The following is a 15,679-nucleotide window of genomic DNA, read 5'->3' on the forward strand; positions in this document are numbered from 1 at the left end:
CACATTATGTATCTATCGTTAATTCTTCTAGAGCTTTTAGCGGCAATAATGGCCCTTGTTTCATTAATTTATTGGTTGTAAATATACCTTTATTTGTGTACAGGCGCAAATAAAATTCTTTAGATATTTTTGAATGTAGTTTAAAGAGAAAGAACCCTTTTTTAGAATTGTAACTTTCCAAATAGATAGGTAATGCGGTGCTATTGTTTCTAATATTTTTCGTTTTAGCTATAAGTGTTTTATTGAAAACTGCTTCTAAATGGATGTCGGAGTTAGCATCATGTAGCTCTATTTTGGTTACTGACACAGGATTTTTAGTTTTATTGATGATATCCAATTCTAAAACGATTCGCGGATATTCAAAGTATAAGTTTTTAAACGAAACATCTATATTTAAAAGGTTTTCTTTATAGTCTACCCAATACTTTCTAATTGTCAAAGAAATAGAAATTATAGAAATTACTAAAGCAATTATTGATATCCAAATCATGATATATCCTCCATTAAATTTATCAATAAATATTATACCAGAAAGGAGAATGTAAATGACTGATCAACCAAGTTACTACTCAATCATTACAGCTAACGTTAGATACGATAACCGCCTTACAGACAGTGAGAAGTTATTATTCGCTGAAATCACATCATTAAGCAATAAATACGGTTACTGCACAGCGAGTAACGGTTACTTTGCAAAATTGTATGAAGTTACGAAACGTACAATATCATCAAGAATAAACAACCTTAAAGACAACGGTTATTTAAAGATAGAGTTTGAATATAAAGGTAATGAAGTTAAGCAAAGAAAAATGTACCCCATGACGCAGACTTCTATACCTATAGAAAAAGATTTCCATAGGGGTATAGAAAGAAATTTCCCACCCCCTATAGAAGCAAACTTCCAGGAGAATAATACAAGTAATAATAATACAAGTATTAATAATATAAATAGAATAGATATATTGTCGGGAGACCCGACATCATATCCTTATCGAGATGTTATAGATTATCTTAACGAACGAACTGGAAAGCAGTATAAATCTACAACAAAAAAGAACCAAACAGTTATACGTGCTAGATCGGATGAAGGATTTAACCTAGATGACTTTAAAAAAGTAATCGATAACAAGGTATCCGAATGGAAAGGTACGGAGATGGAGAAGTACTTACGTCCTGAAACGTTATTTGGCACTAAGTTTGAGGGTTACCTCAACCAACAACAATCTAATGCAGTAGATGAGGACTGGCGAAAGCAGTATGAGGGAGTGTTTTAAATGAATCCCTTTGAAAAGTTAGCTAACAAAGCAGGTTTCAAGAATAAAGTCATAAAACAAGAAATGGGACTACATTGTGATAAATGCGGTAGGGATTATGACTATTATGAATTTGATAATGGTCAAGTCATTAAAGATGGTTGTGATTGTAACATGATAGCACTTGCTAAACAAAAGACAGAGGACTTTAAAAAGAAGCAACAACGTAATAAAGCGAACGCTATATTCAACAAATCAATTATTAACGATGATCTAGCAGACGCAACATTTGATAATTATGTACCGACAAGTCCGACATTAGAAAAAGCAAAAGCGCTGTTAGAACGATACGCTAATAACTTTAGGTTAGATAATAAACAATCAATTCTTTTATATGGTAGTTACGGCACTGGTAAGAGTCATTTATCGATGGCAACTATCAAAAGAGTAAGAGAAAAAGGTCATTCAGTATTGTACATGAACGTACCTCAACTTATTACAACGTATAAAAGCACGTATAACAAAAATACAGCCCTAACCGAAAGAGATTTAGACCAAATTATTGCAGATGTAGATTTGCTTGTACTAGATGATTACGGAACAGCATTAAGTAATTTTGGAATTCAAAAGATGTTTGAAGTGATGGAATCACGTACAGGCAAACACAACATTATAACGACAAATAACAGTAGTAAAGAATTAATACAAAATAAGGATCTAGCCAAGATATTTAGTCGCATGATGAAGAATACAACACCTATAAACATGAATGGCGAAGATTACAGAATGAGAGGTATTAACTTTTGATAGATAAACAATACATCATTAGCCACCTCCATTGTTCAGAAGTATACGCAAATAAGCTCATAGAAAGCGCACAAGGCGATGAAGAATACTTGTATGACCTATTTATACAAAAGTATTCAGAACGCAAGAGACGTAAGGCTATGACGTTATATGAGGTGGATTAATGAAAGAAACTCGAATAGAAATATTTTACACAGATAAAAATAATTTAGATAAACCAATGGGGTCGCCTAGACCTCGATTTAGAAGAGCTGGAGGCTTTGTACAAACTTACATGCCAACAACATATTCGCATCATAAAAATTTTATAGCAGAACAAATGCCGAATCTTCAAAGTGAGAATCAGTTAAAGCTAACTATTGAATTCTACTTTCCACCACTTAAAAGTTGGTCGAAGAAGTTACTTTCTACGATGATAGGAAGTTACAAGAGGACTAAACCTGACTTAGATAATTTATTAAAAACAGTGTTAGACGCAGGCAATGAAAAATTGTGGAAAGATGATAATCAAATTGTAGAAATCAGAACATTCAAAAAATATTCAGATACTGCACGAACAGTATTAGTAATTAATGAACTAGAGGAGAAAGACAATGGCTAAAAAAACAAGAGAGCAACTTTTAATAGAGAAGCGCACATTAAACACGGCTCAAGGTGTGTTTGTATTAAACGATAAAAACGTAGAAGATATAAAGTTTAATAATATGACTTTCAAAACTGTAGCACATAGATTGAATCATAATTGGACTTTAGATGAGGCAACTCAACTACAAAAAACATTTGTGCCTGATCATGAGCATAGAATTGTATTACTACTCAAAAAAGATAATAGTGACGAACAAATACGGGTGCCTTATACAAGAGTCAAAGAAGCTATGGACAAGGGGATAAATCTTCATTCAATAAAAAGAAGGTTTGGCTTGGGGTGGAGTTTAGAAAAGACTTTAACAACACCACCTAGATTATCGGCAGAAGAATTAATGTATGAAGCTATTGCGAATAGTGAAGATAAATTTCAAGACTTGGTGCGCCAAAACAGAATAAGCAAGTTTAAAGATGAAAAATTGAGAGAAGAAAAGCCACACTTATTCAATGGGACACCTCAAAATGTAGGAGGATTAAGAATGGTAAAGATTGATTATAAACACATATGGCAGGATTGGAAAGGAAGGCAGATGAAACTTTTTGTATCGATGTATGCAAACGCTAATCTGAGTGGCAAAAAAGAATTGATAAGAAAGTGTAATTTAAAACGTGCAGAATTAATAGAGATGGACAAATACGATGGCACACAAGAATTCCACAATCTATTACACGATTTAGAAAGGGCGAACGTAAATGACCTTAAACAATAAACTATATATTTTCAAAGCGCGTGTATTACGTGTGATTGATGGGGATACTTTAGAGATGCGCATTGATCTAGGTTTCCATACGCATACGGTACGTAAGGTTAGATTGCTGGGGGTGGATGCGCCAGAACGTGGGCAAGTTAATTACAACGAGGCTAAAGCATTTACTACTCAAACTGTGCTAGGTAAGGACGTGTACGTGCAGACGTATCAAGCCGATGCTTTCGGTAGATATCTAGCTGATGTGTGGTATCAAGATGGCGATAACGAATTTAGACTAAGTCATGAATTGACTGTACGTGGTTTAGTTAAGGAAGGTAGTAAATGGAATGAGGAGGACGAGTAAATGACTGCATGGACGCTTATATTTACTGTTGTTGTTTGTGTGTTAACGGAATATTTCCTTAATCATCGATTCAACAACAAGTATGTAGGTAGGATTTGTAGTTTGGTTTTTATGCTGATTGTGATGGTGCTGTTTATCTCGGTTACTAAATTTGAAGGGGTAAAAGGCTTAGCTTTTGTCACGGCAATTTTTATTGTAAATGTGTTATACGAAATTAGAGTGCTTAATCTCACTAAGGAGGACAAATAAATGAATCAATTAATCGAAAAAGTTGAACAATGGAGCATTGATAAAGGATTACACAATGGAAATCCTGACAGACAAGCGCTGAAAGTGTGGGAGGAATCGGGAGAAATTGCAAAAGCTATGTCACGTAACTGTATAGATGAACTTAAAGACGGCATAGGCGACACAGTGGTTACATTAATAATATTGGCACAACAGCACGGCTGGACATTAGAGGAGTGTTTACAATATGCGTATGACGAGATTAAAGACAGAACAGGCGAAACAAGAAATGGAACATTCATCAAATCCGACGACTTGTAGTAAAGACGTACTACAACGAATCAAGGAGTTACTTAATAAGGAGTGATAGTGTGTTTAAATTACCAGAAAAATATAGAAAAAGTATTAGCGAGTATAAGAATATGTCGCCTGAGGAAAAGGAAGACTTTGAGAACGGGTTTATTGAATACGTAAGAGAAAAAAGTCTGGTACTTCGTAATTCAAGTGATGAAGAATTGAGACGTCACTTTAAAATTCTTTCAAGTCTTGTTGATACTAGTGAGGAGTGATCATATGAAATATTTAAGAGTGGTATTGCACACACTGGTAACGATTCTAATTTACGAGGGTGCAAAGAAATTAACTAACGATATGTTGGGTGGTAAGTAATGCACATATTAATCATAATACTTTCACTGTTGTCAATTGGACTGTTAATACGCAATTACTATTTAACAAGTTATATAGATGAATTGGAATACACAATGATTGTGTTGGCACGTAGGTTTTTTAGCGAAGAAGATATTGAGAAGTTAAAGAAGTAGGAGGACGGACATGAATATCAAAAAGAAAAAACACACAAACGTTGGTGGATTGGTTGATAAACCTAATTTTGATCACATAGAAACAAGTGAACTGGATATTGAAAAGTTTTTAAATAAATTCAAAAAAGAGGGCGATAATATGGTTAAAAGAGCTACGGAGAAACCAAGAGAAGTAGAATATATCGAGTTTAATGGATATGAGAATTTTGAAGAAGTATGTGAATTTGTGGGTTGTCACTATGAAGGAATTTTATTAAAAGTTAATAGATCTGGTAAAGAAGTAATAGACATTCCTAGAAAAGGGTGCTTTCCTGTAGGTACTATTTTTTATAGATATTTAAATCCTGAATATGCGCATCTTTCAAACCACGAAACTGGAGATTATATCTACGATGTAATGCCAAAAGATAAATTCTTTTGTATTTATGAGTAGGAGGTAACGCATTAAATTAGGCAAAGCAGATATACCTAAACTAGAGGAGTTGGATTGATATATGGATAACATATTTAAATTAGACGGTACAAAGAAAGATGATATTAACATAAAGAATCAAATATATGAGCTGAACTCGCAACTACCAATTATTATTGAGATAGCTAAGATGAAATCTGCCTATCAACGTGAAAGGCTTACAACTTTAAGAAAAGAAGGGTTTACAGAAGAACAGGCTTTGGAAATTATAAAGGCAGAACGTACACCTTTTGATCAATAATTTTATGGAGGTAACGAATGTACACACCGTCTGAAGTTAAACAATTGATAATGGATTACCATTGGATGCGTCGACTTATTGACCATCAAGTGTATGAATATGACAGCACATCTATTGGACAGTATGGGATTGAATCCGCTATGCCGAAAGGCCAAGGTGATACTGTAGATAAAGTGTTGGTACGAGTCATACGTAATGATAAGGATAGACGTAAGACGCAAGACTTAATCGATAAAGTAACTTTCATAGATAAGTACGAGCATCTTATAACTAACGATAAGAACTATCACATCTTGCAGCTACTAAAGCAAGGTGAAAGCTTCTCACGTGTGGAAGTATTAATGATGATGAGTCGTAGGAATGTATATAATAGGTTGAATGATATTGTTAATATATATATGAAGCAACAGTAAAGGATTACACAAATTGCACACTTTGCACATTTTGCACAGTATTATGTATATCAACTTATATTTATTATAATAACCGTAGAGGTTATACTCTCAAATAAAATACAAAACATAATCACTAGACACTGTTAACCGCAGTGTCTTTTTATATTGAGGTGCTAAATGGAATTAAATAAGTATCAATCCTTAAAGCAACCAACAGACTACAATAAACATCTACTGTCATTAGTATCTGTGGTAGGTCAGTTAGTAGATAACGATGACAACGACACAGTGACTATGTTACTAGGTGATGCACTAGAACATATTACATGTATGGCATCGCTTAATAATGTAACGCTAGATACTGTGGCAGGACTTAATGTGAATACGTATCAACCCGACTTACACAAGGTTATTAATAAAGGTGATGCAGTGACTTTCAACAAAGACAAGTACATTGTCCATGACATCATCGGTAATCAAGTGTTGATTGCAAACCAAACTAAAGATGTTGTGGTTGACATCAAAGACATAGGAAGGTGATTGAATGGCAGTAATGAGACGATGCAATCATCCAACATGCAATGCACTTATATCATTCAATCAGTCATACTGTGATAAGCATAAACCATATGTAAATGATAAATATAATGATGTAAGAAGACGAAATGACCCTGAATACTTACGATTTTATAAGTCTAGACAGTGGCAGAGAATGCGTGAAATCGTATTGATGGAGAATGATTATATTTGTAGATCATGTGGACGACAAGCACAAATGGTTGACCATATTATCCCGACGAAAGTTGATTGGTCGAAACGGCTGGAAAAAGAAAACTTACAGCCATTGTGTTACGAATGTCACAATCAAAAAACGAAAAGAGAGCAAAAGGAAGTCCCCCACATTAAAGAACGGGGGCAGTGAGGAAGGCGACGAAGAACGAGGCGCACTCTTCTTCTTAAAGATTTCCCTTAATTTTAATACTAGGTACTAAAATGATGATGGAGGTGCTAAAAATGGCAGGTAGACCCCGAAAACTTCTGCATAATTCGAAGAAGAATTACACTAAAGAAGAGATAGTTGAAAAAGAACGCCAAGAAGCGCAATTAAACAAATTTTCAAAAATAGATTCGCATCCACCAGACTTTTTAGATGATATCGCGAAAGAAGAATACTTAAGAATATTGCCATACATGCAAGAATTGCCTATATCAAACTTGGATAAAGCACAACTCTCACAATATTGCAGTTTTTACAGTGATTTTGTAAGAGCAAGTCTGCATTTGGAGGCAACAGGTGGCGTTGTTATTGAAGGAGCGAATGGAGAATCTAAAGTAAATCCTGCTTTTACTGCTAAAGAGAAATCGGGTACAAGAATGCAACAAGTAGCTAACACACTAGGATTAACAATTGATAGCCGATTACGCATTGTTGTGCCTGAAGAAAAAGAGGATGATGACCCATTCAAAGAGTTTGTGAGTGACGATTGATGTTAGATTACACAACAATTTATGCTCAAAAAGTAGTCAAAGGTGAGATTCTTGTAAGTAAGAAGAATTTTAAAGTGGCAGAACGTCATTTGAATGATTTAAAACACCCACCTGAAGGTTGTTATTGGAATGTGGAGAAAGCAAATAAGGCCATCAAATTTATCGAGATGTTACCTGACCCTAAAACGAACGAACCCATGCCATTAATGCTATTCCAAAAGTTTATTGTTGGTAGCATTTACGGTTGGCGTCGCGATGGTGGATTCAGACGCTTTACTAAGGGATATGTAAGTATGGCACGTAAACAGGGTAAATCGTTAGTTGTATCAGGCATGTCACTTAATGAATTGTTATTTGGTCAATATCCAAAGTACAACCGACAAATATATGTATCATCATCAACTTATAAACAAGCTAAAACAATATTTAAGATGGCGAGCCAACAAATTAAGTTGTTGCGCAATAAAAGTGATTTAATACGTAAATCAACAGAAGTACGTAAGACAGACCTTGCCCATATAACGTCAGAGAGCGTGTTTGAGCCACTTTCTAACAATCCAGATGCAGTTGATGGTAAAGACCCAACAGTGGCTATACTGGACGAGCTAGCAAGTATGCCAGACGATGAAATGTATTCAAGATTTAAAACGGGTATGACGTTACAGAAGAATCCTCTTACACTCTTAATTTCTACTGCAGGTGACAACTTGAACAGTCAGATGTATCAAGAGTACAAATACATCTCTAAAATATTATCAGGTGAAGTTAAAGCTGATAATTACTTTGTTTATTGCGCAGAAATGGATTCAGAAGATGAAGTGAATGACGAATCATTGTGGATTAAGGCAATGCCATTACTCGAATCAGACGAACATAGAGACACAATACTGAGAAATATTAAAGCGGATATTCAAGACGAATTAGAAAAAGGTACGTCATTTCATAAGATTTTGATTAAAAACTTTAATCTTTGGCAAGCGAACAAAGAAGATAGCTTAATCAATATTAATGAATGGGAATCCATCGAAGTGAATCGTGATGATTATAGTTTGTACGGCAAAGACGTTTATATCGGTGTCGATTTATCAAGACTTGACGACTTAACTTCTGTAGGGTTTATATTCCCAACAGATGATGGTGATATGTTAATTGACAGCCATTCGTTTATTGGATTAAGGACCACGCTCGAACAGAAGTCAAAACGTGACAAGATTAATTATGAAAAATTAATTAATACAGGAGAGGCGGAAGTGACCACATCGGAAAGTGGCATGATTGATTACAAGCGTGTTATTGAGTATATATTCGACGTTGTGGAAGAGTATCAGTTAAACGTAAAAGCGTTGTGTTATGATCCATGGAATGCACAATCATTTGTGACCACACTAGAATCCATGGTGATTGATTGGCCTCTAATTGAAGTTGGGCAAAGTTTCAGAAGTCTTTCACAGCCTATTAAGCAATTTAGAGTATGGGTTGCTGAAAAGACGATTAAACATTTTGGTAATAACCTATTAACCATTGCCGTAAATAACGCGGTTTTAATATATGACGGCGAAGATAACGTTAAAATTAACAAGAAGATGAATCGACAAAAGATTGACCCTATCATCTCTGTCATAACTGCTTTTAGTGAAGCGAGCATGCATGAATTCGAGGTAGATTGGTCATCAATATATGAAAATGAAGAATTCGGATTTTAAAGGGGGTGCGATGATGAATTTAAATAAAATCTTAATACCGTTAAAACTATTGGTTGTTAACATTGTTAGCATCCTTTTTTTATTGGGATTAATTATTGTAAACACTGCAACATATTTAGGATTTGGTGTTGTAGTCGGTTTGATTAATACAGGTACATTTCTTGTGATAATTGCGTTAATCATTGATAACGAATCACGGGAAAGGAGGTGATTAAGTGGGTATCTTCTTACGAAATGAGAATAGAGATTTACAGTATAACGAAGACGATTTACAAATGATGGTTCAGACGTTACCTGGTTTTCAGGGTACTAATTTAAGGCAGTATACACCTGTGGAAGCTATTAAACACAGTGATATCTTCACTGCAGTCATGATGATTGCATCTGATTTAGCGCGTATGCCGATTAGATTAAATGTGAATGGTCAGATTGATTACAGTAACAAAATTGTTAACTTACTTAATACTAGGCCGAATTCACTGTATAACGGCTATATTTTTAAATTAGTTGTATTTGCGAACGCTTTATTGACGTCACATGGTTATGTTGAAATCTCACATAATAAGTTGGGGAATCCTGTCAGTTTAACATTTCGAAAGACTTCAGAAGTTGAATTAAAATCTGACCGAATGGGGCGCCCTTTTTATTTACATGAACGTACTGATGATAACGGACAATTTATTAGTCGAAATATTAAATACGAAGATATGTTAGACATTAAATTCTATTCATTAGACGGGATTCACGGATTGTCATTACTTGATACATTGAGCAAGACCATTGATTCGGATAACAACGGCAAGGACTTCTTAAACAACTTCTTGCGTAATGGTACGCATGCAGGCGGAATACTTAAGATGAAAGGCGTTTTGAATGATAAGAAAGCTAGAAACCGTGCAAGAGAGGAATTCCATAAAGCGTTCAGTGGTACTAAACAAGCCGGTAAAGTGGTTGTGCTTGATGAATCGATGACATTCGACCAGTTAGAAGTCGACACTGAAGTGTTAAAGCTCATACGTGAGAACAAATCGTCTACACGTGAGATTGCCGGTGTATTTGGCATACCGTTACACAAATTTGGTATCGAAACTACGAATATGAGTATTACTGACGCTAATCTTGACTACCTTTCAACATTAAAGCCATACATTACGTGTGTTTGTGCAGAGCTCAATTTCAAATTTAACGATGAATACACGGATAAAGTTTGTGAATTCAAATTTGACACCACTGAAATACGTGTGGTTGATGAAAAGACACAAGCCGAAATCGATAAAATCAATATCGATTCGGGCAAAACAAATATTGATGAAGTCCGTAAACGTGATGGATTACCGCCTATACCTGGTGGTTACGGCAGTATACATCGTGTTGATCTCAACCACGTTAATATAGCACTTGTTGATGAGTATCAGATGAATAAGTCACGTGGTACTGACAACAAATTGAAAGGTGGTGAGGAAGATGGCAAAGGAAACGAGAATCGGAAATATCACAGAAGTCCGTTCGAATGATGATAATGAAATGGTCATTGAAGGTTACGCTTTGAAATTCGACACATGGTCGGAAAATTTAGGTGGATTCAAAGAAACAATTTCACGTAGTGCTTTAGAGAACACTGATTTGTCTGATGTACGTTGCTTAGTAGATCATGTACCTTCACAAATTATAGGACGAACAAAGTCAGGCACTTTAGAATTAGAAACTGATGATGTCGGATTAAAATACCGTTGTAAATTACCGAATACAACGTTTGCACGTGACTTATATGAAAATATGCGTGTAGGTAACATCAATCAATGCTCATTTGGTTTTATGCTAGATGAACAAGGCGATGAAATGCGTTTTGATGAAAAAGAAAACATCTATAAACGTACTTTAAAAGCCATTCGTGAGCTTACAGATGTCTCTGTGGTGACCTATCCGGCATACAAAGATACGGATGTTAAACCGGCATTACGTAGTATTGAAAACATTGAAAATGAAGAACGCAAAAAAGTGTTAGAGTTAAAACTTAAAAAACATTCAATTACAAATAAGCTTGGTGAAGTTGGACACCATTAACAAATACAACCATTGGACGTGCTAAAAAGCGACGTCTATTTTTTATGTAAAATTTAGGAGGAATATTAATGAATAAAAAAGATATTTTACTTTCCGAAATTTCGGATTTAAAACGTAGTATTGATTTAAAAATCGGATTCGCAACGCGCGCATTAAACAATGACGAGTTAGATAAAGCAGAAACTTTGGAAAAGGAAATCGCAGACTTGCGTTCACAAATTCAAGAAAAAGAAGCAGAGCTAAAGAAATTAAAAGAGAAAGACGATGAATCAGAAAATGCAAATCCACAACCTGTAGTGGTTGAACAAGAGCGTTCTTATCGTCAAGCGCCTAACTTGAATGAATTAGGTATTTCAATTCAGGATACTAAAGTGACATCTCAAGAAGTACGTGAATTTACTAATTATTTAGAAACACGCAAAGACATTCAAGGTGGTTCACTTAAAACTGATTCAGGCTTTGTTTTAATCCCTGAAGAAATTGTGACTGACATTCTTAAATTAAAAGAAGTTGAGTTTAACCTTGATAAATACGTAACTGTTAAACGCGTTACTAATGGTTCAGGTAAATATCCAGTTGTACGTCAGTCAGAGGTTGCAGCACTCGAAAAAGTAGAAGAATTAGAAGAAAATCCTGAGTTAGCAGTTAAACCATTCTTCCAATTAGCATACGACATCAATACACACCGCGGTTACTTCCGCATTTCTCGTGAAGCGATTGAAGATGCGAAAGTTAACGTGTTACAAGAGTTGAAATTATGGATGGCACGTACGATTGCAGCCACTCGTAACAAAGCGATTATTGATGTAATTACTAAAGGTTCTACAGGATCTACTACTTCAGGTTTTGAAAAAGAGGGCGCTAAATTAGAAACTAAGAAAGCGAAATCGTTAGACGACATTAAAGACGCTGTGAACTTAAATGTGAAACCTAATTATGAACATAATGTAGCGATTGTGTCTCAAACTATGTTTGCGAAATTAGACAAAATGAAAGACAAATTAGGTAACTACTTAATCCAACCTGACGTAAAAGAGAAAACACAACAACGTTTATTAGGCGCTAAAGTGGAAATCTTACCTGATGAAATGCTCGGTGAAAAAAGTACTAACAAATTAATCATTGGTAACTTAAAAGACGCCATTGTATTATTTGACCGTTCACAATACCAAGCGTCATGGACTGATTACATGCACTTTGGTGAGTGCTTAATGGTTGCGGTACGTCAAGATTGCCGAATCTTAGACTATAAATCAGCTATTGTTATTGAATATGATGATAGCCAAGCATTAGATTCGGGTCATATGGAAACTCTATAGGAGTGATTGAAAATGGCGAAATATAAAGTGAAAACGGCTTATATTGATAAAGAAATGCGCAAGGTATTGAATGTCGGTGATGAAGTTGAAATGACTGTTAAGCGCGCAAATGAAGTTAATAAAAACGGAACGCCACAAAACGGTATTTTAGAACGTATCGATGTTAAGTAGGTGATAGCAGTGAGTGATTTACAGCTATTAAAGAAGCATTGCAAGATAGACCATAGTTCAGAAGATGATTTACTGGAAATGTATTACGAATGGGCAAAAGAAGATATAGCGAGTGCGGTTACTGATGACATGGCTTGGTTAGAGAAGCAAAGATTATTTAAAACTGCAGTATACCCACTCACTGCTTATTACTTTGAAAATCGTTTAGCATTTAACGAAAGGAATTTGAGCTATGCACCACACATGGTATTAAGTGTCGTGCATAAGCTACGCTCATCATATGAGATTCGATTCGAATAAGCTAAATGAACGAGTAACCTTTTGCCGAGACACCAGTAAATCAATCAATGGTCTACCACAAAAGCCGATTACAGAGGAGCTATACAGTTGCTACGCATGTATTCAAGATGCTAGAGAATCAGATATGCAGACAAGCCTAACCACAAGTTCGCAGTTTATTAAAACAATCATTATACGTGATCCAAGAGGAGACTATAAACCTAACAATAAGCATTATGTAATACATGAAGGTGATAAATACCAAATCAAATACGTCAAAAAGGACTATGAAGATAAATCTTATGTGCGTGTTTATTGTGAGGTGGTGTTTTAATGGGCGCGAAGATTGAAAAAAACGACATAGAACAAGGGTTAGTTAGAAAGCAAATAGAATTCAAAGCGTCACAGAATCGTGTATTAAAAGCTGGCGCAATGGCGCTTACACCTTTATTGAAACGTAATACGCCAGTCAGTGAGAACAAAAGACATGCAAAGGATAATATCGCCGTGTCGAACATTCGAACTGACCGTGATTCAAATGAAAAGTATGTGCTTATAGGATATACGAAAGGCTATTCACACCGTATTCATGCAACTGAATTTGGCACTATGTATCAGCGTCCACAGATGTGGATTACAAAGACAGAGAAAAACGGCAGTAAGTTAGTGTACAAAGCTATGCTTACCGCTATGAAAAGGGTGATGAAATGAATGTAACAGATGTGATTTACAAGCAACTCATCGCCGATAAACGTATCACGGTTGAGGATAATATTTTTAAATACGTAGTTCCTGAAAATTTTCATGAATCGACGAATCAACCTATCGTAAGAATTACCCCGTTACCGTATAATCCTGATGAATATGCGGATAACGAGGAATTCACAAGAGAATTTGACTTCCAAATCGATATTTGGTGGTCATCAGACGAACCACATGCGCAAGCAGAAGCGATCGTTGAGAATCTAAAACAATTAAATTTTAAATCATATTACAGAGAACCGATGTACGAAGTTGAGACTCTAACTTTTAGAGAAATCATACGTGCGTCAGGTTCTCTATTATTTTAGGAGGATTTTAAATGGAAAAATTAAAGTTAAACTTGCAACACTTTGCAGAAACTAAAGGTGTTTCAGGCATTGCTATTGGTGTAACTAATTTTTATTGGGCAGCTATTAAAACAGATGATGGAGAAAAGTTTGAAGTAGAAAGTGGTCACCGCACACGATTCTTAAAAGAAATCGAAGTTGACCGTCCACAAGAGGTTGAAGAAGAATACGGTGACAACATGGTCGCTGCGACTGCAGTATCGAATGGTAAGTTATCCGTTAAAACGACATTTGTGTCAATTCCTGCAGAACAAAAAGCATTCTTAGCAGGTGCTAAAAAAGGTAAAAACGGTTTTAAATATGGCGCAAATGACATTCCGCCTGATGTGGCAGTTGTGTTTGAACGTACAAACCATGACGGGTCATCTGAATGGGTAGGCTTATTCAAAGGTAAGTTCACGCGTCCGAACTTATCAGGTCAAACAAAGCAAGATAAAGTCGAATTCCAAAATGATGAAGTAGAAGGTTCTTTCGTAGATCGTTTATATGATGAATCATCTCATGTAACTGGTTTCGATAAAAAAGGCGCTAACACGGGTCGTGATTACGTATTTACTGAAACTTTCGGTAAAACTTTTGAGGAGTTCATTAAAGACCTTGACCAAGACTTTAAGATGGAAGATGATAAAAAAGCGATGCCGGGAAAGACGAGTAAGGAAGAGGTAACAAGTGTATCTCTTTCTAAAGAATCTACTACGATTAAGCGAGGACAGACAGAACAATTAGTGGCTACGACTGAACCCGAAGGACAACCCGTAACATATAAAGTCACTGAGGGTGAAGAATATATTAGCGTCAGTCCTGAAGGATTAGTGACTGCAAATACAGAAGGCCATGGTGTAGTTACAGTTACAGCTGGCGACCAATCAGACACAATTAATGTAGAAGTAACAAGTAATTTTGAAATGTAATTTGAGGGGGACTAACCCCTCTTTTATTTTTGCGCAAAAATAAAAATGAAAGTAGGAATTTAAAAATGGCAAGAACTTCAATCGAACTTATTACAGGTTATACAAAAACTGGTAAACCACAGACTAAAAAGTATTTGGCTAAACCAAGTTTGTCACTATTTGACACTATTCAAGGCTCAAAATTATCAACACGATTAACAAAAGCGTTCAGACAACCAGACTTTGACGAGTTATCACAAGAACAGTATGAGAAATTAAGTGAAACTGAACAAAAAGAGTACCAAGCTAAGATTGAAGAATACCAAGAACAAGTCGCTCAGCAATTTGATGTACTTGATGAAGTAACGACATTTGTTGCTGAGGGATTCGATAATCAGTTTACATCTGAAGAATTACAAAAAGGTATTCCAGCAGGACCAGAGGGACTGAACACTTTAGTAACAGTGCTAGAAAAGCTCATCGCAGGAGATGTGGACGACACAAAAAAGTTTGTGACCGAGCAGAAGAAATAAATCCTGAGGATTTAACATCTGAAGGTAGATACAACAACTATATGAAAGTTGCGAAGCAGTTAATTGATGAAGGCATGGATCCTGAAAAAGTGGCGAACATGCCGATTCATTTCTTTTTAGAAATTGTTAATTCAAGAGTCGAACACAAGAAGAAAGCGACAAGCTTTGCGCAAGTGTTCGGCTAATTTTTTTGAAGAAAGGAGGA

At 35.5% G+C, this 15,679-nt stretch carries 28 protein-coding genes; 27 read left to right on the forward strand and 1 reads right to left on the reverse strand.

Going from position 1 to position 15,679, the window contains the following annotated elements; translation table 11 throughout:
- Nucleotides 1–4: 4 nt before the first annotated feature.
- Nucleotides 5–490, reverse strand: a complete 486-nt coding sequence (locus G8Y85_RS01500) for a hypothetical protein (protein ID WP_165805341.1) — start codon at nucleotides 488–490, stop codon at nucleotides 5–7.
- Nucleotides 491–545: 55 nt separating this feature from the next.
- Between G8Y85_RS01500 and G8Y85_RS01505 the strand changes: the two genes are divergently transcribed.
- From G8Y85_RS01505 to gpGT, 27 genes are all read left to right on the forward strand, one after another.
- Nucleotides 546–1,274 carry a conserved phage C-terminal domain-containing protein gene (locus G8Y85_RS01505; RefSeq protein WP_107371097.1) on the forward strand — a complete coding sequence of 243 codons (729 nt, stop codon included), beginning with the start codon at nucleotides 546–548 and terminating at the stop codon, nucleotides 1,272–1,274.
- On the forward strand, nucleotides 1,275–2,060 hold the full coding sequence (locus tag G8Y85_RS01510; protein WP_107371098.1) for an ATP-binding protein: 786 nt from the start codon (nucleotides 1,275–1,277) through the stop codon (nucleotides 2,058–2,060).
- A 163-nt stretch (nucleotides 2,061–2,223) separates the two neighbouring features.
- Nucleotides 2,224–2,661, forward strand: a complete 438-nt coding sequence (locus tag G8Y85_RS01515; RefSeq protein ID WP_107371099.1) for a RusA family crossover junction endodeoxyribonuclease — start codon at nucleotides 2,224–2,226, stop codon at nucleotides 2,659–2,661.
- Nucleotides 2,654–3,415, forward strand: a complete 762-nt coding sequence (locus G8Y85_RS01520) for a hypothetical protein (protein ID WP_165805342.1) — start codon at nucleotides 2,654–2,656, stop codon at nucleotides 3,413–3,415. The genes G8Y85_RS01515 and G8Y85_RS01520 overlap by 8 nt, the downstream gene beginning before the upstream one ends.
- Complete coding sequence (locus tag G8Y85_RS01525) at nucleotides 3,399–3,758, forward strand: thermonuclease family protein (RefSeq protein WP_165805343.1); 360 nt, start codon at nucleotides 3,399–3,401, stop codon at nucleotides 3,756–3,758. The genes G8Y85_RS01520 and G8Y85_RS01525 overlap by 17 nt, the downstream gene beginning before the upstream one ends.
- Nucleotides 3,759–4,007, forward strand: a complete 249-nt coding sequence (locus G8Y85_RS01530) for a hypothetical protein (RefSeq protein WP_107368734.1) — start codon at nucleotides 3,759–3,761, stop codon at nucleotides 4,005–4,007.
- Nucleotides 4,008–4,307, forward strand: a complete 300-nt coding sequence (locus G8Y85_RS01535) for a MazG-like family protein (protein ID WP_107371100.1) — start codon at nucleotides 4,008–4,010, stop codon at nucleotides 4,305–4,307.
- 50 nt (nucleotides 4,308–4,357) lie between these two features.
- Nucleotides 4,358–4,555: a DUF7366 family protein gene (locus G8Y85_RS01540; RefSeq protein WP_103345702.1), complete on the forward strand. Its 198-nt coding sequence runs from the start codon at nucleotides 4,358–4,360 to the stop codon at nucleotides 4,553–4,555.
- A gap of 265 nt (nucleotides 4,556–4,820) precedes the next feature.
- Nucleotides 4,821–5,243 carry a hypothetical protein gene (locus G8Y85_RS01545; protein ID WP_037567943.1) on the forward strand — a complete coding sequence of 141 codons (423 nt, stop codon included), beginning with the start codon at nucleotides 4,821–4,823 and terminating at the stop codon, nucleotides 5,241–5,243.
- Nucleotides 5,244–5,304: 61 nt separating this feature from the next.
- On the forward strand, nucleotides 5,305–5,523 hold the full coding sequence (locus G8Y85_RS01550) for a hypothetical protein (protein ID WP_037567942.1): 219 nt from the start codon (nucleotides 5,305–5,307) through the stop codon (nucleotides 5,521–5,523).
- Between the two features lie 17 nt (nucleotides 5,524–5,540).
- On the forward strand, nucleotides 5,541–5,936 hold the full coding sequence (locus tag G8Y85_RS01555) for a hypothetical protein (RefSeq protein WP_037567941.1): 396 nt from the start codon (nucleotides 5,541–5,543) through the stop codon (nucleotides 5,934–5,936).
- Nucleotides 5,937–6,095: 159 nt separating this feature from the next.
- Nucleotides 6,096–6,458: a hypothetical protein gene (locus tag G8Y85_RS01560; RefSeq protein WP_165805344.1), complete on the forward strand. Its 363-nt coding sequence runs from the start codon at nucleotides 6,096–6,098 to the stop codon at nucleotides 6,456–6,458.
- 4 nt (nucleotides 6,459–6,462) lie between these two features.
- Entirely contained in the window at nucleotides 6,463–6,840 is a 378-nt protein-coding gene (locus G8Y85_RS01565) for an HNH endonuclease (protein WP_165805345.1), read from the forward strand.
- 92 nt (nucleotides 6,841–6,932) lie between these two features.
- Nucleotides 6,933–7,406, forward strand: coding sequence for a phage terminase small subunit P27 family (locus tag G8Y85_RS01570; protein ID WP_107400321.1), 474 nt, complete (start codon nucleotides 6,933–6,935; stop codon nucleotides 7,404–7,406).
- Nucleotides 7,406–9,109 (forward strand): terminase large subunit, encoded by a 1,704-nt coding sequence (locus G8Y85_RS01575; RefSeq protein ID WP_103345697.1) that lies wholly within the window; start codon nucleotides 7,406–7,408, stop codon nucleotides 9,107–9,109. The genes G8Y85_RS01570 and G8Y85_RS01575 overlap by 1 nt, the downstream gene beginning before the upstream one ends.
- Nucleotides 9,090–9,320, forward strand: a complete 231-nt coding sequence (locus tag G8Y85_RS01580) for a hypothetical protein (protein WP_246864153.1) — start codon at nucleotides 9,090–9,092, stop codon at nucleotides 9,318–9,320. Before G8Y85_RS01575 ends, G8Y85_RS01580 begins: the two co-directional genes overlap by 20 nt.
- A 4-nt stretch (nucleotides 9,321–9,324) precedes the next feature.
- The gene (locus G8Y85_RS01585; protein WP_198649270.1) at nucleotides 9,325–10,623 is read left to right on the forward strand and encodes a phage portal protein; all 1,299 of its coding nucleotides are present in this window, start codon (nucleotides 9,325–9,327) and stop codon (nucleotides 10,621–10,623) included.
- Nucleotides 10,574–11,173, forward strand: a complete 600-nt coding sequence (locus G8Y85_RS01590; RefSeq protein WP_165805346.1) for an HK97 family phage prohead protease — start codon at nucleotides 10,574–10,576, stop codon at nucleotides 11,171–11,173. Before G8Y85_RS01585 ends, G8Y85_RS01590 begins: the two co-directional genes overlap by 50 nt.
- A gap of 68 nt (nucleotides 11,174–11,241) precedes the next feature.
- Complete coding sequence (locus G8Y85_RS01595) at nucleotides 11,242–12,492, forward strand: phage major capsid protein (protein WP_103345694.1); 1,251 nt, start codon at nucleotides 11,242–11,244, stop codon at nucleotides 12,490–12,492.
- Between the two features lie 12 nt (nucleotides 12,493–12,504).
- Entirely contained in the window at nucleotides 12,505–12,663 is a 159-nt protein-coding gene (locus tag G8Y85_RS01600) for a hypothetical protein (protein WP_165805347.1), read from the forward strand.
- Nucleotides 12,664–12,672: 9 nt separating this feature from the next.
- Complete coding sequence (locus G8Y85_RS01605; RefSeq protein ID WP_103345693.1) at nucleotides 12,673–12,963, forward strand: head-tail connector protein; 291 nt, start codon at nucleotides 12,673–12,675, stop codon at nucleotides 12,961–12,963.
- Nucleotides 12,944–13,276: a phage head completion protein gene (locus tag G8Y85_RS01610; protein ID WP_103345692.1), complete on the forward strand. Its 333-nt coding sequence runs from the start codon at nucleotides 12,944–12,946 to the stop codon at nucleotides 13,274–13,276. Before G8Y85_RS01605 ends, G8Y85_RS01610 begins: the two co-directional genes overlap by 20 nt.
- Nucleotides 13,276–13,653, forward strand: coding sequence for an HK97-gp10 family putative phage morphogenesis protein (locus G8Y85_RS01615; RefSeq protein WP_107371109.1), 378 nt, complete (start codon nucleotides 13,276–13,278; stop codon nucleotides 13,651–13,653). The genes G8Y85_RS01610 and G8Y85_RS01615 overlap by 1 nt, the downstream gene beginning before the upstream one ends.
- Nucleotides 13,650–14,012, forward strand: a complete 363-nt coding sequence (locus G8Y85_RS01620; RefSeq protein ID WP_107360637.1) for a DUF806 family protein — start codon at nucleotides 13,650–13,652, stop codon at nucleotides 14,010–14,012. Before G8Y85_RS01615 ends, G8Y85_RS01620 begins: the two co-directional genes overlap by 4 nt.
- Nucleotides 14,013–14,023: 11 nt before the next feature.
- Nucleotides 14,024–14,962 (forward strand): major tail protein, encoded by a 939-nt coding sequence (locus tag G8Y85_RS01625; RefSeq protein WP_107400325.1) that lies wholly within the window; start codon nucleotides 14,024–14,026, stop codon nucleotides 14,960–14,962.
- Between the two features lie 65 nt (nucleotides 14,963–15,027).
- The gene (gpG, locus tag G8Y85_RS01630) at nucleotides 15,028–15,474 is read left to right on the forward strand and encodes a phage tail assembly chaperone G (protein WP_103345688.1); all 447 of its coding nucleotides are present in this window, start codon (nucleotides 15,028–15,030) and stop codon (nucleotides 15,472–15,474) included.
- 41 nt (nucleotides 15,475–15,515) lie between these two features.
- Nucleotides 15,516–15,659, forward strand: a complete 144-nt coding sequence (gene gpGT, locus G8Y85_RS01635; RefSeq protein WP_164671807.1) for a phage tail assembly chaperone GT — start codon at nucleotides 15,516–15,518, stop codon at nucleotides 15,657–15,659.
- Nucleotides 15,660–15,679: the final 20 nt, after the last annotated feature.

The sequence above is a fragment of the Staphylococcus sp. 11007852 genome (assembly GCF_011394325.1).
In the GTDB taxonomy this organism is placed as follows: domain Bacteria; phylum Bacillota; class Bacilli; order Staphylococcales; family Staphylococcaceae; genus Staphylococcus; species Staphylococcus agnetis.

Coding starts and splice junctions, on each gene's coding strand:
- G8Y85_RS01500 (WP_165805341.1), bottom strand. CDS start 490: ATGATTTGGATATCAATAATTGCTTTAGTAATTTCTATAATTTCTATT.
- G8Y85_RS01505 (WP_107371097.1), top strand. CDS start 546: ATGACTGATCAACCAAGTTACTACTCAATCATTACAGCTAACGTTAGA.
- G8Y85_RS01510 (WP_107371098.1), top strand. CDS start 1,275: ATGAATCCCTTTGAAAAGTTAGCTAACAAAGCAGGTTTCAAGAATAAA.
- G8Y85_RS01515 (WP_107371099.1), top strand. CDS start 2,224: ATGAAAGAAACTCGAATAGAAATATTTTACACAGATAAAAATAATTTA.
- G8Y85_RS01520 (WP_165805342.1), top strand. CDS start 2,654: ATGGCTAAAAAAACAAGAGAGCAACTTTTAATAGAGAAGCGCACATTA.
- G8Y85_RS01525 (WP_165805343.1), top strand. CDS start 3,399: ATGACCTTAAACAATAAACTATATATTTTCAAAGCGCGTGTATTACGT.
- G8Y85_RS01530 (WP_107368734.1), top strand. CDS start 3,759: ATGACTGCATGGACGCTTATATTTACTGTTGTTGTTTGTGTGTTAACG.
- G8Y85_RS01535 (WP_107371100.1), top strand. CDS start 4,008: ATGAATCAATTAATCGAAAAAGTTGAACAATGGAGCATTGATAAAGGA.
- G8Y85_RS01545 (WP_037567943.1), top strand. CDS start 4,821: ATGAATATCAAAAAGAAAAAACACACAAACGTTGGTGGATTGGTTGAT.
- G8Y85_RS01550 (WP_037567942.1), top strand. CDS start 5,305: ATGGATAACATATTTAAATTAGACGGTACAAAGAAAGATGATATTAAC.
- G8Y85_RS01555 (WP_037567941.1), top strand. CDS start 5,541: ATGTACACACCGTCTGAAGTTAAACAATTGATAATGGATTACCATTGG.
- G8Y85_RS01560 (WP_165805344.1), top strand. CDS start 6,096: ATGGAATTAAATAAGTATCAATCCTTAAAGCAACCAACAGACTACAAT.
- G8Y85_RS01565 (WP_165805345.1), top strand. CDS start 6,463: ATGGCAGTAATGAGACGATGCAATCATCCAACATGCAATGCACTTATA.
- G8Y85_RS01570 (WP_107400321.1), top strand. CDS start 6,933: ATGGCAGGTAGACCCCGAAAACTTCTGCATAATTCGAAGAAGAATTAC.
- G8Y85_RS01575 (WP_103345697.1), top strand. CDS start 7,406: ATGTTAGATTACACAACAATTTATGCTCAAAAAGTAGTCAAAGGTGAG.
- G8Y85_RS01580 (WP_246864153.1), top strand. CDS start 9,090: ATGAAGAATTCGGATTTTAAAGGGGGTGCGATGATGAATTTAAATAAA.
- G8Y85_RS01590 (WP_165805346.1), top strand. CDS start 10,574: ATGGCAAAGGAAACGAGAATCGGAAATATCACAGAAGTCCGTTCGAAT.
- G8Y85_RS01595 (WP_103345694.1), top strand. CDS start 11,242: ATGAATAAAAAAGATATTTTACTTTCCGAAATTTCGGATTTAAAACGT.
- G8Y85_RS01600 (WP_165805347.1), top strand. CDS start 12,505: ATGGCGAAATATAAAGTGAAAACGGCTTATATTGATAAAGAAATGCGC.
- G8Y85_RS01610 (WP_103345692.1), top strand. CDS start 12,944: ATGAGATTCGATTCGAATAAGCTAAATGAACGAGTAACCTTTTGCCGA.
- G8Y85_RS01615 (WP_107371109.1), top strand. CDS start 13,276: ATGGGCGCGAAGATTGAAAAAAACGACATAGAACAAGGGTTAGTTAGA.
- G8Y85_RS01620 (WP_107360637.1), top strand. CDS start 13,650: ATGAATGTAACAGATGTGATTTACAAGCAACTCATCGCCGATAAACGT.
- G8Y85_RS01625 (WP_107400325.1), top strand. CDS start 14,024: ATGGAAAAATTAAAGTTAAACTTGCAACACTTTGCAGAAACTAAAGGT.
- gpG (WP_103345688.1), top strand. CDS start 15,028: ATGGCAAGAACTTCAATCGAACTTATTACAGGTTATACAAAAACTGGT.
- gpGT (WP_164671807.1), top strand. CDS start 15,516: ATGAAAGTTGCGAAGCAGTTAATTGATGAAGGCATGGATCCTGAAAAA.